This is a genomic window from Mesorhizobium sp. M0001 (assembly GCF_040324255.1).
GTDB lineage: Bacteria > Pseudomonadota > Alphaproteobacteria > Rhizobiales > Rhizobiaceae > Mesorhizobium.
This window is the reverse complement of record NZ_JAMYVS010000009.1, coordinates 1-18,180: the sequence shown is the minus strand read 5'-3', so window position 1 is coordinate 18,180 and position 18,180 is coordinate 1. Positions and strand designations below refer to the sequence as shown.

General features: G+C 63.7%; 17 protein-coding genes. 9 read left to right on the top strand and 8 right to left on the bottom strand.

The genetic code is table 11. The features are described 5' to 3' along the window. Nucleotide 1: 1 nt before the first annotated feature. The 6 genes from NKK50_RS22820 to NKK50_RS22795 all read left to right on the top strand — a co-directional run bounded on the left by NKK50_RS22820 (nt 2) and on the right by NKK50_RS22795 (nt 7,037). Entirely contained in the window at nt 2-1,381 is a 1,380-nt protein-coding gene (locus tag NKK50_RS22820) for an amidohydrolase (RefSeq protein ID WP_352543877.1), read from the top strand. A gap of 26 nt (nt 1,382-1,407) precedes the next feature. Continuing rightward, entirely contained in the window at nt 1,408-2,505 is a 1,098-nt protein-coding gene (locus tag NKK50_RS22815; protein ID WP_196814159.1) for a BMP family ABC transporter substrate-binding protein, read from the top strand. 3 nt (nt 2,506-2,508) lie between these two features. Then, on the top strand, nt 2,509-4,032 hold the full coding sequence (locus NKK50_RS22810) for an ABC transporter ATP-binding protein (protein ID WP_023739727.1): 1,524 nt from the start codon (nt 2,509-2,511) through the stop codon (nt 4,030-4,032). Beyond that, nucleotides 4,029-5,129 (top strand): ABC transporter permease, encoded by a 1,101-nt coding sequence (locus NKK50_RS22805; RefSeq protein WP_023695008.1) that lies wholly within the window; start codon nt 4,029-4,031, stop codon nt 5,127-5,129. The genes NKK50_RS22810 and NKK50_RS22805 overlap by 4 nt, the downstream gene beginning before the upstream one ends. Beyond that, complete coding sequence (locus NKK50_RS22800) at nt 5,126-6,037, top strand: ABC transporter permease (RefSeq protein WP_023700481.1); 912 nt, start codon at nt 5,126-5,128, stop codon at nt 6,035-6,037. The genes NKK50_RS22805 and NKK50_RS22800 overlap by 4 nt, the downstream gene beginning before the upstream one ends. Before the next feature lie 526 nt (nt 6,038-6,563). Then, nucleotides 6,564-7,037 (top strand): hypothetical protein, encoded by a 474-nt coding sequence (locus NKK50_RS22795; protein WP_352543876.1) that lies wholly within the window; start codon nt 6,564-6,566, stop codon nt 7,035-7,037. 354 nt (nt 7,038-7,391) lie between these two features. On the opposite strand, the gene NKK50_RS22790 is transcribed toward NKK50_RS22795, so the two are convergent. Both NKK50_RS22790 and NKK50_RS22785 read right to left on the bottom strand, forming a co-directional pair. Continuing rightward, nucleotides 7,392-7,646 (bottom strand): hypothetical protein, encoded by a 255-nt coding sequence (locus NKK50_RS22790; protein WP_352543875.1) that lies wholly within the window; start codon nt 7,644-7,646, stop codon nt 7,392-7,394. Nucleotides 7,647-7,792: 146 nt separating this feature from the next. Next, entirely contained in the window at nt 7,793-8,896 is a 1,104-nt protein-coding gene (locus tag NKK50_RS22785) for a LacI family DNA-binding transcriptional regulator (RefSeq protein ID WP_352543874.1), read from the bottom strand. 580 nt (nt 8,897-9,476) lie between these two features. Here NKK50_RS22785 and NKK50_RS22780 point away from each other — a divergent pair. The 3 genes from NKK50_RS22780 (at nt 9,477) to NKK50_RS22770 (ending at nt 13,131) form a co-directional block, all read left to right on the top strand. Beyond that, the gene (locus NKK50_RS22780; protein WP_023672352.1) at nt 9,477-10,439 is read left to right on the top strand and encodes a sugar-binding protein; all 963 of its coding nucleotides are present in this window, start codon (nt 9,477-9,479) and stop codon (nt 10,437-10,439) included. A 122-nt stretch (nt 10,440-10,561) separates the two neighbouring features. Next, nucleotides 10,562-12,100, top strand: coding sequence for a sugar ABC transporter ATP-binding protein (locus tag NKK50_RS22775; protein ID WP_352543873.1), 1,539 nt, complete (start codon nt 10,562-10,564; stop codon nt 12,098-12,100). Nucleotides 12,101-12,144: 44 nt separating this feature from the next. Continuing rightward, entirely contained in the window at nt 12,145-13,131 is a 987-nt protein-coding gene (locus NKK50_RS22770; protein WP_023672350.1) for an ABC transporter permease, read from the top strand. A 2-nt stretch (nt 13,132-13,133) separates the two neighbouring features. Here NKK50_RS22770 and phnN read toward each other — a convergent pair whose 3' ends face one another. The 6 genes from phnN to iolE all read right to left on the bottom strand — a co-directional run bounded on the left by phnN (nt 13,134) and on the right by iolE (nt 17,981). Beyond that, nucleotides 13,134-13,763 (bottom strand): phosphonate metabolism protein/1,5-bisphosphokinase (PRPP-forming) PhnN, encoded by a 630-nt coding sequence (gene phnN / locus NKK50_RS22765; protein WP_023684051.1) that lies wholly within the window; start codon nt 13,761-13,763, stop codon nt 13,134-13,136. After that, a complete protein-coding gene (locus tag NKK50_RS22760) occupies nt 13,760-14,914 on the bottom strand; it encodes an alpha-D-ribose 1-methylphosphonate 5-triphosphate diphosphatase (protein WP_352543872.1) in 1,155 nt (384 codons plus the stop codon). The genes phnN and NKK50_RS22760 overlap by 4 nt, the downstream gene beginning before the upstream one ends. Nucleotides 14,915-14,949: 35 nt before the next feature. Further along, nucleotides 14,950-15,657 (bottom strand): DUF1045 domain-containing protein, encoded by a 708-nt coding sequence (locus NKK50_RS22755; protein ID WP_023684053.1) that lies wholly within the window; start codon nt 15,655-15,657, stop codon nt 14,950-14,952. Nucleotides 15,658-15,811: 154 nt separating this feature from the next. Next, nucleotides 15,812-16,624, bottom strand: coding sequence for a 5-deoxy-glucuronate isomerase (iolB, locus tag NKK50_RS22750; RefSeq protein ID WP_023684054.1), 813 nt, complete (start codon nt 16,622-16,624; stop codon nt 15,812-15,814). 181 nt (nt 16,625-16,805) lie between these two features. Then, entirely contained in the window at nt 16,806-17,054 is a 249-nt protein-coding gene (locus NKK50_RS22745; RefSeq protein ID WP_023672345.1) for a hypothetical protein, read from the bottom strand. 9 nt (nt 17,055-17,063) lie between these two features. Continuing rightward, a complete protein-coding gene (iolE, locus tag NKK50_RS22740) occupies nt 17,064-17,981 on the bottom strand; it encodes a myo-inosose-2 dehydratase (protein ID WP_352543871.1) in 918 nt (305 codons plus the stop codon). Between the last annotated feature and the right edge of the window lie 199 nt (nt 17,982-18,180).

The following is an 18,180-nucleotide window of genomic DNA, read 5'->3' as shown; positions in this document are numbered from 1 at the left end:
GGTGACCGGCTATCTCCTGAAGAATTGCGCAGCGGTCATCACCGACGAGGGCAGGGGTCCGAGCGTCCGGCGCAATGTCGATGTGCTGACGAATGGCCCGCAGATCGAGGCAATCGGGCAAGGCCTGCACAGAAGCGAGTTGCCGGCCGGTACTATCGTGCAGGACGCCGACGGCTGGTTCGTCTATCCCGGCCTCGTCAACACGCACCATCACTTCTTTCAGTGCTTTGTGCGCAACCGTGCCGAACTCGACTGGACGAAGCTGTCGGTCATCGAATGGCTCGACCGGATCTATCCGATCTTCTCCCGGCTCAACGAGGATTGTTTCTACCACGCCTCGATCACGGCGATGGCAGAGATGATAAAGCACGGTTGCACGACGGCCTTCGACCACCAGTACAATTTTCCGCGCCATGCCGGAAAACGGCTCATCGACCGGCAGTTCGAAGCGGCCGATCTTCTCGGCATGCGTTTCCATGCCGGCCGCGGCGGCAACACGCTGCCAAAATCGGAAGGCTCGACCATTCCAGACGAGATGCTGGAGACCACGGACGAATTCATTGCCGACTGCGCACGCCTCATCGACACTTATCACGACACCAGTCCCTTCAGCATGCGTCAGGTCGTGGTCGCTCCCTGCCAGCCGGTCAACTGCTACCGCGAGACCTTCGTGGAATCGGTTTCGCTGGCGCGTGATCGCGGGGTGCGGATGCACACCCATGTCGGCGAGGGCGAAAGCCCGATCATCGAGGCCCGCCATGGCATGCGTACGGTGGACTATCTCGAGGACCTCGGATTTGCCGGCCGAGACACTTTCTATGCCCATTGCTGGGAGCTGATGCATGACGAACTGCGGCTGATGGCGGCGAGCGGCACCGGTGTCTCGCATTGCCCGGAGCCGGTCTATCTGGTGGGTGCGGAGGTGACTGATATTCCCGCCATGTCCGCCTTTGGCCTGCGCGTCGGTCTCGGCTGCGACGGTGCTGCCTCGAACGACAACTCCAACCTCATGCACTGCATCCATTCCGCCTACATGCTGCAATGCCTGGCGGCCTCGACGCGCGCTCATCCCGTGCCTGCGCCGGTCGATTTCCTCGGCTATGCGACAACGGGCGGGGCCGCGCTTCTGGGCCGCAATGACATCGGCCGACTGTCGCCCGGCATGGGCGCCGACCTCTTCGCGATCGACACGCGCCGCATGGATTATGTCGGCACGCGCCACGATCCATTGAGCCTGATCGCCAAGGTCGGTATCGGCATGCCCACCGACATGACCATGATCAACGGCCGCATCGTCTGGGAGAAGGGTGCGTTTACCGGGCTGAACGAGGCCCGGCTTGCTGCGGACGCGGAAGCCGCCTTTGCCGCGGTGGAATTCTAACAACTTAAGACAGGGGAACTGACATGCTGAACTATCTGACCCGCAGAACTCTGATGAAGGGCCTTGCCGCGACAGGGCTTGCCGGCGCGCTTGGCAGCCGTCCCGCCTTTGCGGCCGACGAGCCGCTCGGTATCACGCTCGTGCTCCCGTCGCCGGTCGGCGATGTCGGCTGGGGCCATGCGCTCGCCGCCGGCCTCGAGCCGGTCAAGGCCGCATACGGCGACAAGGTGAAGATCACCGTCATCGAGAACATCGCCGAAGGGCCGGACGCCGACCGGATCATGAACAAGACCGTCGCCGACGGTAACAAGTTCCTGATCGCCGGCTCATTCGGCTACCAGAATGGTGCATTACAGATCGCCCGCCGCGATCCTGCGGTCACCGTGCTGCATGCCTCCGGCTTCCAGACCGCGCCGAATTTCTCGCCCTTCGCGGCGAAGTATTTCCAGGGCACTTACCTGCTCGGCATAGCCGCCGCAGCTCTTTCCAAGACCGGCAAGGTCGGCTCCGTCTCGGCCTTCGCCATTCCGGAGCTGATCACCTCGATCAACGCATTTACGCTCGGCGCACAGACCGTAAATCCCGATATCGAGGTATCGGTCGTCTGGGTGAACTCCTGGTTCGACCCGGCCAAGGAACAGGAAGCCGCCAAGGCGCTGATGGCACAGAACTGCGACGTGATCTTCTCGAACGCGCAGGACACACCCTCCGTGATCTCGGCCTGCGAGGAGGCTGGCGTCTACGCGTTCAACCTCAATTCGTCGATGAAGAAATATGCACCGAAGAAATATCTCGGCTGCATCGCGACAGACTGGTCGCCCTTCTTCAAGGCTTCCGTGGATGCCCATCTCGCCGGAACTTTCAAGGGCGCCAACACCTTCCTCGGCGTCGCCGAAAAGGTGGTGGAGGTCGTGGACTGGAACTCAGATATCCCAGCCGACACGATGACGAAGATCAAGGAAGTGGCGGCGAAGATCGCCGACGGCAGCTTCTCGCCCTTCACAGGTCCAATCACCAAGGCCGACGGCAGCGAAGCCGCCGCCGCCGGTGCGACGATAGCGGATCCCGAGATCGTCGCGATGGACTGGCACGTCAAGGGTGTCACCACACCACTGCCGAAGTAAGTCATGACCCCGCCCCTTCTGTCGCTCCGCGGCATCTCGAAGAGCTACGGCCAGATCCGGGCCAACCAAGCCATCGATCTGGACGTGGCGCCCCAATCGATCCATGCGATCCTCGGGGAGAATGGGGCGGGCAAATCGACGCTGATGAAGCTCATCTATGGCGTTGAACAGCCGGACGAAGGCACCGTCGTCTGGAACGGAGAGCATCTGCGCCTTGCCTCGCCGGCTGAGGCACGGCGCAGGGGCATCGGCATGGTCTTTCAGCATTTCTCGCTGTTCGAGACGCTGACTGTCGTCGAGAACATCCAGCTCGTCGTCCCCGGCGGCAAGGCGGAGCTGGCGGGGCGCATCCGCAGCCTCGGCCAGGATTTCGGCCTTGAAGTGGATCCTCTCGCCGATGTGCACGCGCTCTCGGTCGGCGAACGGCAGCGGGTGGAGATCATCCGCTGCCTGATGACGGACCCGAAGCTGCTCATTCTCGACGAGCCGACCTCGGTCTTGCCGCCGCAGGCGGTGAAGAAGCTGTTCGACACGCTCAGGCGCCTTCGCGACCGCGGCGTGTCCATCCTGTTCATCTCCCACAAACTGGAGGAAATTCGCACGATCTGTGACCAGGCGACGGTCTTGCGTGGAGGGCGCGTTATCGGCACCGTCGACCCGCGCGACTATGATGCGCACGACCTCGCCCGGATGATGATCGGCCGCGACATGCCCGAGGTGATGCCCGCGTTGGCCATGCCCGAGGGGGAGAAGCGGCTGGAAATAATCGACATGGACTACACGCCGGACGACCCCTTTGCCACGCCGCTCTCCGGCATCAGCCTCACGGTACGATCAGGCGAGATCCTTGGCATAGCCGGAATATCGGGCAATGGCCAAGGCGAGCTTGCCGCGCTCATCTCGGGCGAAGCGATGCTGCTGAAGGAACAACGCGACCGGATCTACATGATGGGCCGCGACGTAGGCACACTCGATGCGGCCGCGCGCAGGAGATTTGGCTTCGCCTTCGTGCCCGAAGACCGGCTGGGACGCGGCGCGGTCCCTGAAATGTCGCTCGTGCTCAACACCGTTCTTACCGCCCATCCTTTCGATCTCGTGAGGCGCGGCCTCATCAACAGCGCCGGAGCGACGGCTTTCACCAGCGAATGCATCCGTCGGTACGACGTCCGCGCCTCCGGCCCGGATGCCGAAGCGGGCTCGCTGTCCGGCGGCAACTTGCAGAAATTCATCGTCGGTCGCGAGATGATGCTGTCGCCAAAACTGCTTTTCGTGGCGCAGCCGACCTGGGGTGTAGACATTGGCGCTGCATCCGCCATCAGAAGGCGGCTCATCGCGTTGCGCAACCTGGGCGTGGCGATCCTCGTAATTTCCGAGGAACTCGAGGAACTTTTCGAACTCTGCGATTTCATCCAGGTGCTCCATCATGGAATGCTGAGTCCGCCTCTGGTCACGCGGGACACGCGCCCCGAAGACATCGGCAGATACATGATCGGAGCACATGCCTCGCCAGAGAAGGTTCCTGCATGAGCGTTTGGGCCGCGACGTTCCTCCCCGCGCTCGTCCGCCGGGAGCATGCCTCGCTCGTCGCGGCCATGCTGGCCCCGGCTGTCGCGCTTGGCATGGCGATCATCCTCAATCTGGGCCTTTATGTGCTGATAGGCCGAGATCCGGCGGCCGTCCTGTACGCGATGCTTCTCGAGCCGTTCCTCTCCTGGGCATCGTTTGCGGAGGTGCTGCTGAAGGCGGGGCCCCTTCTCCTCATTGCTCAGGGGCTGGCGATCGGTTTCCGCGCAAAAGTGTTCAACATCGGCGCGGAGGGCCAGTTTATCCTGGGCGCTATTTTCGCCTCGGCGATCCCCGTCTGGTTTCCGCAGGCGACCGGGCAGTGGATCTGGCCGCTGATGCTGCTTCTCGGTGCCCTCGGCGGTGCACTTTGGGCATCTATCACCGCCTTCTGGCGCGTCAGGCTCAATGCGAACGAGATCCTGGTCTCCTTGATGCTGAGCCTCGTTGCGGCGCAAGTCCTCAACTACCTGCTGCTCGGCCCATGGAAGGACCCGGCCGGCTTCAATTTCCCACAATCCGTCATGTTTCAGAACGACGCGATGGTGCCGACCCTGATCACCGGTACCCGCGTCAACGTCTCGCTGCTCATCACACTTGCGCTCTCGCTGGTGGCCTGGGTTTTCATGCAGCGAAGCTTCATGGGGTATAAGCTCAAGGTCGGCGGCCTTGCCCCGCGCGCGGCCGGTTACGCCGGCTTCAGCGAAGGGCGTGCGATTTGGCTGTCGCTTCTGATCGGTGGCATGGCGGCGGGACTGGCAGGCGCGGCGGAAGTCGCGGGTCCGCTCGGCCAGCTGCAGCGCTCGATCTCGACCGGCTACGGTTATGCGGCCATCATTGTCGCCTATCTCGGCGGCTTGCATCCAGTCGGCATCATCTTTTCCGCGCTCTTCATGGCTGTCCTCTATATCGGCGGCGACAATGCGATGGTGTCGGCAAACCTGCCGATCGCCGCCGTCCGCGTCTTCCAAGGCAGCTTGCTGCTCGCCTATCTCGGCGCTGTGGCCTTCGTGCGCTACCGCATCGAGTGGCGCCGCCCCCATCACCTGAGCCAGCCATGAACGCCGTCGAGTTCATTATTTCGGGCATGCTCGCAGCGGCAACCCCCTTTCTCCTTGCCGCACTCGGCGAGTTGGTGGTCGAGCGCGCCGGTGTTCTTAACCTCGGCGTAGAGGGCCTGATGGCCCTCGGCGCGGTGCTCGCGTTCATCGTCGTCTACCACGGCGGTGGACACCTGCTGGGGTTCGTTGCCGCCGGCCTCGGTAGCGCCGTCCTGTCCCTCGTCTTTGCAGTGCTGGCACTCGGATTCCGGGCAAACCAGGTCGCGACAGGCCTTGCGATCGGCATTCTCGGCCAAGGCCTTTCGGCGCTGTTCGGCAAAAGCTACGAGAGCTTGACGGTGAAGGGGCTCCCGAAACTTGCCTTTCCCGGCCTCTCGGAAATCCCGGTAGTCGGCAGGCTGTTTGTCCAGGACATCGTCGTATGGCTTTCCCTTGCCGTGACGTTTGCGATCTGGGCGATGTTTGCCTATACGAGAGTCGGCCTTGTCGTGAGGGCAATCGGCGAGAATCCCAAGGCAGCCCATGCCATCGGCTATCCGGTCATCGCTATCCGTATCGCGGCCATAGCTTTTGGTGGCATGATGGCGGGTTTTGCCGGCGCCTATGCGGCGGCGGTGTACACGCCCCTTTGGGCGGACGGTATGATTGCCGGACGTGGCTGGATCGCGATCGCACTCGTTGTCTTTGGTACGTGGCTCGCTGGCCGCATCTTCCTGGGTGCCTGCCTCTTCGGTGCGGTTTCGCTGATGAGCCTCGCCGCCCAGGCGACCGGTCTGGACTTGCCATCGCAACTGCTTTCCAGCCTTCCCTATCTCGTTACGATCGTCGTGCTCGGTGTCATCTCGGCGGACCGCCGCTTGCTCAGGCTGAACGGTGTCGCCTCGCTTGGCGAACCCTTCGAACGTTAGCCGGGATTAAAGTGGATTTGCGAAACTCGGCGTAAGTTGAAGAGATTCGAAACGCCAGCGGACGATCGGCATCCGATCCAAAGGGCAGAAACGCCAAACGGGGCGAAGGTATGCCCGCAAGGGTAGCGCTGACGCCGTCGACTGCGAGCAGCGGAACGATGTGGCATGCGCCCGGTAAATTCCCGCATGCGAGCACTCGTCCTGCCTGTCTAAGGTTCCGAGTCTAACCGCAAATCCTCGATTTTTTTCCGCCAATTCCAACATATATATTCCGGTCGCCGCAAGAAGCCATAACAACGATTTCCAATACTACCTATTCTTGCAGAAACTAAAAACGCTACACTCGCGTAATCATATTGGTAACGGATGCTGTTCAACCTGCGTCCAGGCAACCAGCACGGGGAGCGGCGTTATGGATTTCTTTAAAAGTTTAACAAAGGTCTTGGCTGGCGGCGCGGTTTCCGTAGCTTTGTGCTTTCCGGCTGGCGCGGGCGGGCTCAGTGCGGGCATCGGCGGCAGCGGTGGGGTGGGTGTTTCGGTCGGCGGCAGTGGCGGCGGGCTTGGCGTCGGTGTCTCGGTCGGCGGGAGCAAGGGCGTCAATGCCGGAGCGACGGTCGGAGGCACCAGCGGCACCACCGCCAGTGTCGGCGCCTCGGTTGGCAGCGGCGTTACCGCCGGCGCCGGCGTATCGGTCGGCACGGGCGTCGGGGTCGGGTTCGGCGCAACCGTCGGCAGCGGTGTCGGGGTCGGCGCCGGGGTCGGGGTGGGCAGTGGAGTGACGGCCGGGGTCGGCGTCGGCATTGGCACACAGACAACGACCACCAGCCCCAGGGATCCCAACACGCCGGCGGTGCCGGCGCGACCGGCGGTGGTTGCCATCAGCGCCATGTCGGCCGGCCAGATCGCCAAGATGAAAAAACGCTGCGCCAGCGTGCTCAGCGGCAAGGGCACCTACGACCGGGACCTGAAGGAGCTCTGCCGGATATTGGCGCGGCGCTGAGTACCGCAACATCGCATCTGCCGTGGGGCGTCAGTCTCTCAGCCAGCCACTGCCGCAAGGTGGCGGGCATTCTTAGGGGGTAGCTTTGCCAAGCGGTTCAGAGTTTCGCGGAAAGGCGGAACCGCTCAGGCTGTGCGCTTTCATCGGCGGCATTCCGCATGGCTTGGTCGCCGAGCCGAAGGAAGCGCGCCGCCCGGTAGCGGCCTTGCTCCGACCTCTGCCGTCCGTCCGGTCACCCGTTTGGCCGGCTCGAAGATTCGCCTCTGGCCTTTTGTATCACCCGCTCTAGCTGCTTTGTGTTAGGCTCGTCATGTTAGCCTTGTCTTGCTGATGGAGGTTTTGATGGATCGGCGATCATTCTTGACAGCATTGTTTGGCGTTGCGGGGGCCGCGGCGCTTGCTACCGCGGTTCGGCCTCTCGAGGCCGTGGCCGGGGTTCCCAATGTCGGTAACGGCATTCTCGATGAACTCGACAAGCAGGATGCCAATTCGTTTGATGACGACGAAGGCGCTGGCGATGTCGAGCAGATCTCGCATCGGCGATGGCACCATCGTCGCCACCACAGGCGGCATGTCTGGAGACGGCACTGCCGCACGTTCTGGCGGCATGGCCGGTTGCGCCGGCGCTGCTATCGCAGGCGCTCCTTCGTCGTCTTGCGGTTCTAACCGCGGCACGTTCCCGGATTGACCCTGCCCTGAGGCGCAAACACCAAACAGACCCATCCCGATTTGCATCGGGATGGGCTGGTTCAGCTTTATCCAGCCACAGCTGCCACCGAATCCCGCTGCACCAGCGGGCATTCCAGCTTGGTGATTGGATAGCGGCCGCGGCCGGGAGGCGGCGGCACTTCGAGCTGTTCGATCGCCCATTGGCCCATCGCCATGTGCGGCAGGATCGATGTTGTCAGCGGCGGGAACAGGTGGCGGGCGATCTCCTCGTCGTCATAGCCGACGACGGAGATGTCCTGCGGGATGTGCAGGCCCGCCTCCTTCAGCGCTTCGTAGCAGCCGATGGCTGTGCGGTCGTTCTGGCAGAAGATGGCGGTCGGGCGCTCCTTGAGCGCCAAAAGCTTAACGGTCGCGGCATAGCCGGCGCTCGCCGACCAGTCGCCCTCGACCACCAGTTCGGGATCGAACGGGATGTCGGCGGTGGCGAGCGCTCTGCGGTAGCCTTTCAGCCGGTCCTGCGCGGCCTGCATCCACGGCTCGCCGGTGATGGTGGCGATGCGGCGGTGGCCGTGGCCGATCAGATGCCGGGTCGAGTTCTGGCCGCCGGCGATCTCGGACGGCACCACGGCCGGGAAGGCATAATCGGCCGTGTAGCAGTTGAGCAGGATGACCGGGATGTCGAGGCCGTAGAGGAAGTCCGGTGCCGTGATCTCGCGGGTGAAGATGGTCATGTAGACCAGCGCCGAGATGCCGCGCCTGGTGAGCGCCGCAATGGCGCGCGGCTCCATGACGGCGTCGCCCATGGTCTGCGCCACGAGCAACACATTGCCGGCGTTCCACGACGCCTGGCGCGCGCCCTCGATGGCGACAACGGCTTCCGGGCTTGTCGCCAGCTGGTCGACGGCGAAACCGATGACACTGTCAAGTCCATCGAAGGCGGGAACAGGTTTGCGCAGCGCCGAGAAGGCGGGTGCTGCGTAGCCGAGCGCACGCGCGGCGTCGATCACCCGCTCGCGCGTCTGCTGCGACAGCCGGATGCCGGGCGAATCGTTGAGCACGAAAGAGACGGTCGCCTGCGAGCACCCGGCTGCCCTGGCGATGTCGGTCATGGTGACGCGGCCGCCCTTGGCGGCTCTCGCCGGCGCCTTGCGCCGCTTCGCCGTGTCGTCCGGATCCCTCGTCTCGCTCATGGCATTGCGTCCCAATCCCCAGCCTGTCTAGTCGCAAGCCTGCCACACCGACAAGATGGTGTCGCGCCGTCGACCGATGGAAATAGTCGAAGGCGTTTATCTTTATTAGCAGCTTTGAAGTTCCCCGCCATGCCGCTGCGGGCCGCGTGAAATTCGAGGACTGCAAGGCATCTGCTTGCGCGAAGCGGTGCTGCACCTGTTCGGGAAAACTAGACCTAGGGCCACCGCCGAGTGTCCGCGCGGGACCTCTGCTAATAGTGTTTACTAATACAAAACGACGCTGTAACGTCAATCCGCCGTGTCCGGTCAGGTGGGACCCGTGCGGCGAGAAGTGCACGTGAATGGCCCGATGGCGAGCGGGGTTTGCCTCCGCAAGCGTGGTCTCGGACATGTGATATGTCAGACAAATCAGACTATTTACGAGCACGGGATGAGTCTCTAATGTCCGTGATCGCGACCGACGACGCCATTCTTCAGCGCCGGGAACCCCTGAGGAGGAGGGCGTCCAAATCGCGAGCGGCAAGTCAGTGAATGCAAGATCGGTTCAGTCCGACGACTGAGCCAAAACGGGAGGTTGAACATGAAATCCTTGATACGACATGCATCCGTGGCCACCGCAGCCCTGCTGCTTGGCCTGACCGCGACAGCCATTGCGCGCGCCGACGACAAGCCGACGCTGGCCTTCGTCGTCAACGGCGCTTCCGATTTCTGGAAGGCCGCCGAAGCCGGCGTCAAGAAGGCGCAGGCCGAATTGCCCGACTACAATCTCGAACTCAAATATCCCGAGCAGTCCTCGGTCGCCATCCAGCAGCGGCTGATGGATGATCTGGTGACCGCCGGCGTCAAGGGCATCATGGTCTCGGCCGTCGATCCCAAGACCTCGACCGACGGTCTGAACAAGATAGCGTCGGAAACGGCGCTGTTCACCACCGACTCCGATGCCCCGCAGACCAAGCGTGTTGCCTATATCGGCTCGTCCAATGTCGACGCCGGCAAGCAGGCGGCCGAGATCGCCAAGAAAGCGATGCCGGACGGCGGCAAGTGCCTCGGCTTCGTCGGCCTGCTCGGCGCCGACAATGCCAAGGAACGCATCCAGGGCATGAAGGACGGCCTCGCCGGCAGCAAGATCGAACTGGTGGACGTGCGCGGCGACGACATCGACCAGGCGCGCGCCAAGAAGAATGTCGAGGACGCGCTGGTCGCCAGCCCCGACATCACCTGCATGGTCGGCTTCTATTCCTACAACACGCCGCGCATCTATGAAGCGCTGCGCGACGCCGGCAAGCTCGGCTCGATCACCGTCGTCGGCTTCGATGACGATCCGATCACGTTGGGCGGCGTCAAGGAAGGCACCGTGGCGGCCACCGTCGTGCAGCAGCCCTTCGAATGGGCCTATCAGGGCATGAAGCTGATGGCCGCCTATCTCAAGGGCGACAAATCAGGCATTCCGGAAGGCGGCCTGATCATCATCCCGACCAAGATCATCGGTAAGGACGATGTCGACACCTATGCCGCCAATCTGAAGGCGATGTCCGGAAACTGAGACCACGAGCAGTTGCGCCGGCTCAGGGTTCGCCTTGAGCCGGCGATCGTGTTGACGGGTCGGCCAAGGCCCGTCAGTCTGTAGCCCACCGGCTGCTGGCAAGCCTGATCAAATATGGCGTGATGAATTATTCCGACCCATCTATCGTCGCAACCACCCCGTTCCTCGGCCTCGAGAACGTGCGCAAGACCTATCCGGGCGTGGTGGCGCTGGACGGCTTTTCCATGGAGGTCAGGCCGGGCGAGGTGATCGGCCTGGTCGGCGAAAACGGCGCCGGCAAGTCGACCTTGATGAAGATCCTCGGCGGCGTCACCAGGCCGGACAGCGGCGCCATCACCGTCGACGGCGTTGCGCATGACGGGCTCACCGTCGAAGGCAGCCTGGGGTCGGGCATCGCCTTCGTCCACCAGGAACTCAATCTCTTCGAAAACCTCGATGTTGCCGCCAATATCTTCTTCGGCCGCGAGCCGTTGCGCGGCGGGCCGCTGAGATTGGTCGACCGCGCCAAGCTGCGCAAAATGGTGGCGCCACTGCTGAAGCGCGTCGGCGCCAATTTCTCCGCCGATACGCCGGTTGCCTCGCTGTCGCTGGCGCAGCAGCAGATGGTCGAGATCGCCAAGGCACTGTCGATCAAGGCGCGGCTGGTGATCCTCGACGAGCCGACGTCGAGCCTGCCGCTCGCCGAAACCGACAAGCTGCTCGACGTCATCAAGGCGCTGAAGGCCGATGGCATCAGCGTCATCTTCATTTCGCACCGGCTGCATGAGGTCGAGCGCGTCGCCGACCGCGTCGTGGTGCTGCGCGACGGCATGCTGGCTGGCACCTTGCCGAAGAGCGCCATCAACCACGACCAGATGGTCAAGCTGATGATCGGCCGCATGCTGAAGGAGCGCGAGAAGGCCTCCGAGGCGGCTCGGGCGCCGGGCGCCACTGCGCTCTCGGCCAAAGCCATCCGCACCCCCGCCTACCCTGCCCGGCCGGTCGACCTCGACATCAGGCGCGGTGAAATCCTCGGCCTCGCCGGCCTTGTCGGCTCCGGCCGCACCGAACTGGCGCGGGTGTTCTTCGGCATAGACAGCACGCTTGGCGGTGGGCTCGAACTCGACGGCAAGCCGCTTGTGCTGGGTTCGGCGGCCGATGCGGTCGCGCATGGCATTTTTCTGGTTCCGGAAGACCGCAAGCTGACCGGCATTTTGCTTGACCTGTCGATCGCGCAGAACATCTCGCTGCCCAACCTGCCGGCGCATGCGAAGCGTCGACTGGTGTCGGCAAGCGCCGAGACCGCCACCGCCGAGAAGCAGAAGAGCAATCTCGGCATCAAGGCGCCGTCGGTGCAGACGCGAACCGGCACGCTGTCGGGCGGCAACCAGCAGAAGGTGGTGCTGGGCAAATGGCTGGCGATGAACCCGAAGGTGATGATCCTCGATGAGCCTACGCGCGGCATCGATATCGGCGCCAAGGCCGAGATTTACGGGCTGATGCGAGCCTTGGCCGATGCCGGCGTGGCCGTGCTGATGATCTCCAGCGACATGGAAGAGGTGATCGGCGTGTCCGACCGCATCGCCGTCATGCATGAGGGCCAGATCTCGGGCATTCTCGACAAGGAACAATTCAGCCAGGAAAACGTGCTGTTGCTGGCGGTCGGCAAGCCGGCAAACTAGCGGGCTTCAGGCGATTGCCGGTCCGGCGCATTGGGGAGAAGACGATGAGCAAAAAAGATCTCGGCCTGCTGATCCTGATCCTGGTGGTCGGCGCCGTGGTGACCGCCATCAACCCGCGCTTTCTTTTGCCGATCAACCTCGCCAACACCTCGAACCTGATCGGCCTGTTCGGGATCCTCGCCATCGGCCAGGCCTTCGTCATCATTACCGGCGGCATCGAATTGTCGGTGGGATCGCTGGTGGCGCTGCTCGGCACGCTGTTCATCGATTTCATCGCCGTGCGCGACATGCCATGGCCGCTGGCGCTGCCGCTGATCCTGGTGCTGGGCGGCATCATCGGACTGGCGCATGGCTGGCTGATCACAAGGCTGAAATTGCAGCCCTTCGTGGTCACGCTGTGCGGCCTTTTGATCTATCGCGGGGTCGCCCGTTTCTATACCGCCGACGGCACCGCCGGCTTCGCCTTCGGCCAGAATTTTCCCGAGCTCGAATTCCTCACTGCGGGCCGCAGCTATGGCGTGCCCAACAGTTTCATCGCACTGATCGTCATTTCGATCGTCATGTGGGTGGTGCTGCACCGCTCGGTGTTCGGACGCTACCTCTATGCCATCGGCAAGAACGAAGAGGCGGCTAAATATTCGGGCATCCGCACCGGCCGCGTCGTGATGGCCGCCTATGTCATCTGCGGCGTTCTGACGGCGCTGTCGGCGATCTATTTCGCGATGTACACGCGCTCGATCTCGCCGGCCAGCCACGGCCAGTTCTACGAACTCTACGCCATTGCCGCCGCCGTGCTCGGCGGCTTCTCGCTGCGCGGCGGCGAAGGCTCGCTGGTTGGCGTCATCCTGGGCACCGTGCTGCTGCAAGAGTTGCAGAACCTGGTCAATCTGCTCGGCATCCCGTCCTCGCTCAACTTCGCGGTGATGGGCGGCGTGATCCTGATCGGCGTGCTGGTCGACCAGCAATGGGGCGTGTTCCGCGCAAGGCGGCTGATGCTCGATGCCAGCCGGAAGACTGTCGCGGCGGAGTAGCGCTACATCACGCCGGATATATCCGAGAAGGCCATCGCCTTGCGCAGCACCTCGGCGAAGCGTTCTCCGGCGGCTTCGCGCCGGCCGCCATTGTCGATCGAGGTGACGCCGGAGCCGGACAAAGCGATATTGGCGCTGCGGGCGAGCCGAGCCAGCACTTCGCCGCGCGATTCGCGGCCGCGCTGGGCGAGACGCTCGGCGAGGATTTCCGGCGAGGCGGTGATCTCGACGACAGCCAGATTGGCATAGCGCTCCCGCAGCACCGGGATGACTGCGCGCGAGACATTGGCGACCGCGACATGGCCATTGGCGATGGACCAGTCGACATCGGCCGGAATGCCGTAGCGCAGCCCGTGCGCCTCCCAGGAAATGGCGAAGGCGCCGTCGGCCTCGGCTTCGACAAAGGCCGCGTCGGCCAGCGTGTCGTGATCCTCGCTTGCGGCGTCGCTCGGCCTGGTGATGACCCGGCGGACGAACTCCAGCCTCGTCTCGTCGGCAAACAAGGTGCGGGCATAACCGATTACCGTATCCTTGCCGGCGCCACTCGGGCCGACGACGGCGACGAAGACGCCGTTGCGGACCGGAAAGGCCTCGCTGCTGAGTTCGCGCTCGATCGACGCCGAGACCATCAGGCGACCCGCCGCCCTTGGCGCCAGACGGTGCGCACGACCGGCACATGATCGTCGAGGCGCACCCGCACGAGGTCGGCGCGGCGGCCCTGTTCGATGACGCCGCGGTCGTTTAGGCCGATCGCCTCGGCCGGATTCTTCGACACCATCGCAACCGCCTGCGGCAGGGAAATGCCCTCGACGACGTCGCCGAGGAAGAAGGCCGACTGGATCAGGCTGAAGGGAATGTAGTCGGACGACAATATGTCGAGCAGGCCGTCGCCGGCCAGCGTGCGGGCCGAGACGTTGCCCGAATGCGAGGAGCCGCGCATGACGTTGGGCGCGCCCATCAGCACGCCGAGCCCGGCATCCTTCGAGGCCTTGGCGGCTTCCAGCGTGGTCGGGAATTCCGCGACGCGCACGCCTTGTTCGATCGCCTCGTCGACATGGCCTGATGTGGCGTCGTCATGGCTCGCCAGCACGATGCCCCGCTCGTTGCAGGCGGCTGATATCGCCACCCGGTTCGGTCCCGAATTCTTCGCCGATTCCGACATCCGCTTTTCGCAGAACAATTGGAAGTCGCGATCGGTCAATTTCAGCTTGCGCTGATAGTAATGGGCGTAGGTCTCGAGATTGACGAACTGACGCTGTCCCGGCGCATGGTCCATCAGCGAGGCCAGCTTGACCCGCTCGTCGCCATCGAAATTGGCGAAAGCCCGCAAGCAATCCGGCGCCGAGACCTCGCAGCGCAGGTGCAGGAAATGGTCGGCCCGCAACCGGTCTTTCGCGACGCTGTCCTCGATCGCGCCGGCGAGCTTGCGGATGTCGTCGGAGGTAATATCCGCGTCCTCGTCCATGCCGACACGCAACGCGTCGAGGACGGTGGTGATGCCGGCGGTGGCCACCTGCGCGTCATGGGCAAGGACGGCGGCGATCGGGTTCCAGCGCACTTTCGGGCGCGGCGCATAGTGGCCTTCGAGATGGTCAGTGTGCAGCTCGACCAGGCCGGGAATGATGTAGTCGCCGCCCATGTCCTCGCCGCCCATGCTCCCGCCGATTTGGCCGGTGCCGGCGTCGATGCCGGAGATAAAACCGTCGCGCAGCACGAGCGACCCTTCGACGATCTCGTCGGCAAGCACGATGCGGGCGTTGTGGAGAACGGTTTCGGCGGTCATTTCAGGCAGTCCTTGCTTACTCGGACGAATTGTGGTCAGGCAGTTTTTCGGGCAGCTCGGCGGCCGAGCGCATGATGCGAAAGCACCATGAACGGAGCGCCCGGTTCGGTCTCGACGAACAGCGTCAGCGCATCCACCAGCACCGGTTGCCGCAGCACCTGCGCAAAGAGGCTGTCGATCGCTGCGCGCAGACGTTGGCTTTCCTGCGGCCCGGCCCGGCCGGACAGCGTCATGTGGAAACGAAAGGTCTCAAACACATAGGGATAGCCCCACTGGCAGAGATTGCGGAACTCGGCTGGCTTCAGCGAATCCGGGCTGCGCCGCTCGATCTCGGCCTCGGTGAGCGGCGCGCGAAAACGGTCGAAGCTAAGCACGACATCGTCGGCGAAACGGTTGAGCGGCGGCAGCGGGCCTTCCGGCACCAAAGCGAAGAAACCATCGATCTGGCTGACGACCAGGCGCGGGATGGTGACCGTCGGCGTTGCTTCGGCAAAGGCGTCCAGCGCCGCGCGCAGCGAGCTTTCGGTTTCGTTGGCGGCCAACCGGAAGGGCGCTTTCAGCGTCGCATGGAAACCGTAGCGCCGCGCCGATGCGGTGTGAAAGGCGACTTCGGCCGCCGACAGCTCGCCCACCGCCTCGACCGGCCTGGTGGCGGCGCCAAAGGGGTCGCGGCCCAGCCAGTTGGCGGCGAGCCGCGCCAGCGGTTCGTCCTGCCTCGGGGTGAAATAGATGGCGTAGCGCATCGAAAAAAATCCTCGTCAGCCCGCTGCCATAGGTGATTTCCATGACGGATTGACGAAGCTTATGCGGGTTTTCGAAGGCAAATCGACCCCGTGGATCGTTAGCCGACGATTTTTCGCTGCTGGACCAACAGCTTCTGGCGCAAGCGAAGGCCGATCAGGCCTTCATGAGCCATTCGTGCTCGGGCGCGTTGTGGAACTTCCACGTCCGCTTCGGCCCGGCCATGACGTTAAGGTAATAGAGGTCGTAGCCGTGGCAGGCGGCGCAGGGGTGATAGCCCTTGGGCACCAGCACAACATCGCCGTCCTCGATCGCCATGGCTTCGTCCAGCTCGCGGGCGCCGGTCTTGTCGGCGTCGGTGTAGACGCGCTGGAAGGCAAAACCCTGCGGCGGGTTGAGGCGGTGGTAGTAGGTTTCCTCAAGATAGGATTCGGCCGGCAGGTTGTCCTGATCGTGCTTGTGCGGCGGGTAGCTCGATGTGTGGCCACCGGGCGTGATGACCTCGACCACCAGCAGCGAGTCGGCGGGCTTGCCCTCGGGCAATATGTTGGTGACGTAGCGCGTGTTGGTGCCTTTGCCCCGAGTCTCCTGGCCGAGGTCGTCGGGTGCGATGACGCGAACGGGCAAGCCGCCGCCCAGGCCCGGCGCCGAGCAGACCGCGAGTTCGAGATCGGTGTCGGCGGTGACCGACCAGTCCGAACCCTCCGGAATATAGACCGACCACGGCTTGCCCTCGAAGGGCGACATGCGCTCGCCGAGCAGGCCGAGTTCCTGGCCGCCGGCCCTTGCCGTGCCCTTGCCGGTGACGAACACCAGGCAGACTTCGCGATCCTGCGTCTTGCCGGATGCGGTCTCGCCCGGCTTCAGGCGGTGCAGGTCGAAGCCGACATAGGTCCATCCGGCGCTGTTGGGCGTGACATAGGCGACGCGGCCATGGCCCTTGTCGGCTTTGACGAGCAGTTTCGACATGTTTTGTCTCTCCTATCGCAAGTCTTCGAGGTCGGCCTCTCAACTTCGTCATCCTAGAGCGAAGCTCCGTCGCGAAGACCCTAGGATGACGAAGCGAGGGACGTTCCGGCCAATCACCGACGTAGGCGATACGCCAGGTGTCGAGTGTCCGACCCGCAAGCCCTTCCGAGCCACGGCCGCTTCATTCCTTCGGTTCGGCGTCCGCCTTCGCTTCGCCGGTCTTCGGTCGATCAGGCGCAGCCTTGCTCTCCTCCACCGGCTTGTAAAGATAGAAGAACTGCCACACCGCGTAGGCGGCAAAGCCGAGCGCAATGATGCCCCAGAATGGGGTGCCGGAGGCGAATTCTATTCCGGCCCAGATCACGCAGACGGCGACGACGGCAACGCGCCGCCACAGCGGCCGGAAGAACGGGTGCTCGTAATCCTTCATCGGACCGGCTTACGCATTGGGAAAGCCTTGCGTCTCGACCGTGTAGCCGGCCGCCGTCATCACCCGCATCAGCTCCTTGTAACCCACGTGGGCCATCTTCAGCGGCGGGTTCTTTTTCGGGTCCTGCTCGGCCTCGACGACGAACCAGCCTTCATAGCCATGGTCGGCGAAGCGCTGCACGATGGCGCCGAAATCGAGCGAACCGTCGCCAGGCACCGTGAAGGCACCGAGCGCCACGGCGTCGAGAAAGGACTGCTTTGTGCGGTCGAGCCCGTCGATCACGCCCATGCGCACATCCTTCACATGGACATGGCTGATGCGCTTGTGGTGGTTGTCGATGGCGCGCAGCACGTCGCCACCGGCAAAGGCGAGATGCCCTGCATCGAGCAGCAACGGAATGCCTTCGCCGGAATGGCGCATGAAGCCATCGAGCTCCGGCTCGGTCTCGACCACCGCCGCCATGTGATGGTGATAGGACAGCGGCATGCCTTGCTCGGCGCACCATTCGCCGAATTCGGTGAGGCGCCTGGCATAGGCCCTCATCTCGTCGTTGGACAATTTCGGCTTCGTGGCGAGAGGCCTGGAGCGATCACCCTGGATCGAGCGGCCGACCTCGCCATAGACGATGCAAGGCGCATTCACCGCCTTGAACAGGTCGATCATCGGCTGGATGCGATCCTTGTTCTTGCCCATGTCCTCATCGACCAGCGTGCCGGAGAACCAGCCGCCGCACAGCGTCACGTCGGCCTGCTTCAGGATCGGCAGCATGATTTCGGGGTCGTTTGGAAAACGCCGGCCCATTTCCATGCCGGTGAAACCTGCCGAGCGCGACTGGCGCAGGCACTCTTCCAGCGAGACGTCGTCGCTGAGTTCGGCAAGATCGTCGTTCCACCACGCAATGGGGGACATGCCCAGTTTGGCTTTCAAGTTTTAGCTCCGGTTTCTTGTTCACCCTCCCCCTTGTGGGGAGGGTCGCTGCGAAGCAGCGGGGTGGGGTGCGGCGCGAGCCCCCCCCCCCGCCCGGCGGGCCGACCACCCCACCAGGGGGGGGGTGGGGGGGGGGGGATGTACATCAATAGCCGCGTGTGTGGCTCTGCCGGGGTTGGTGGTATGCCTTGCGGGCGGG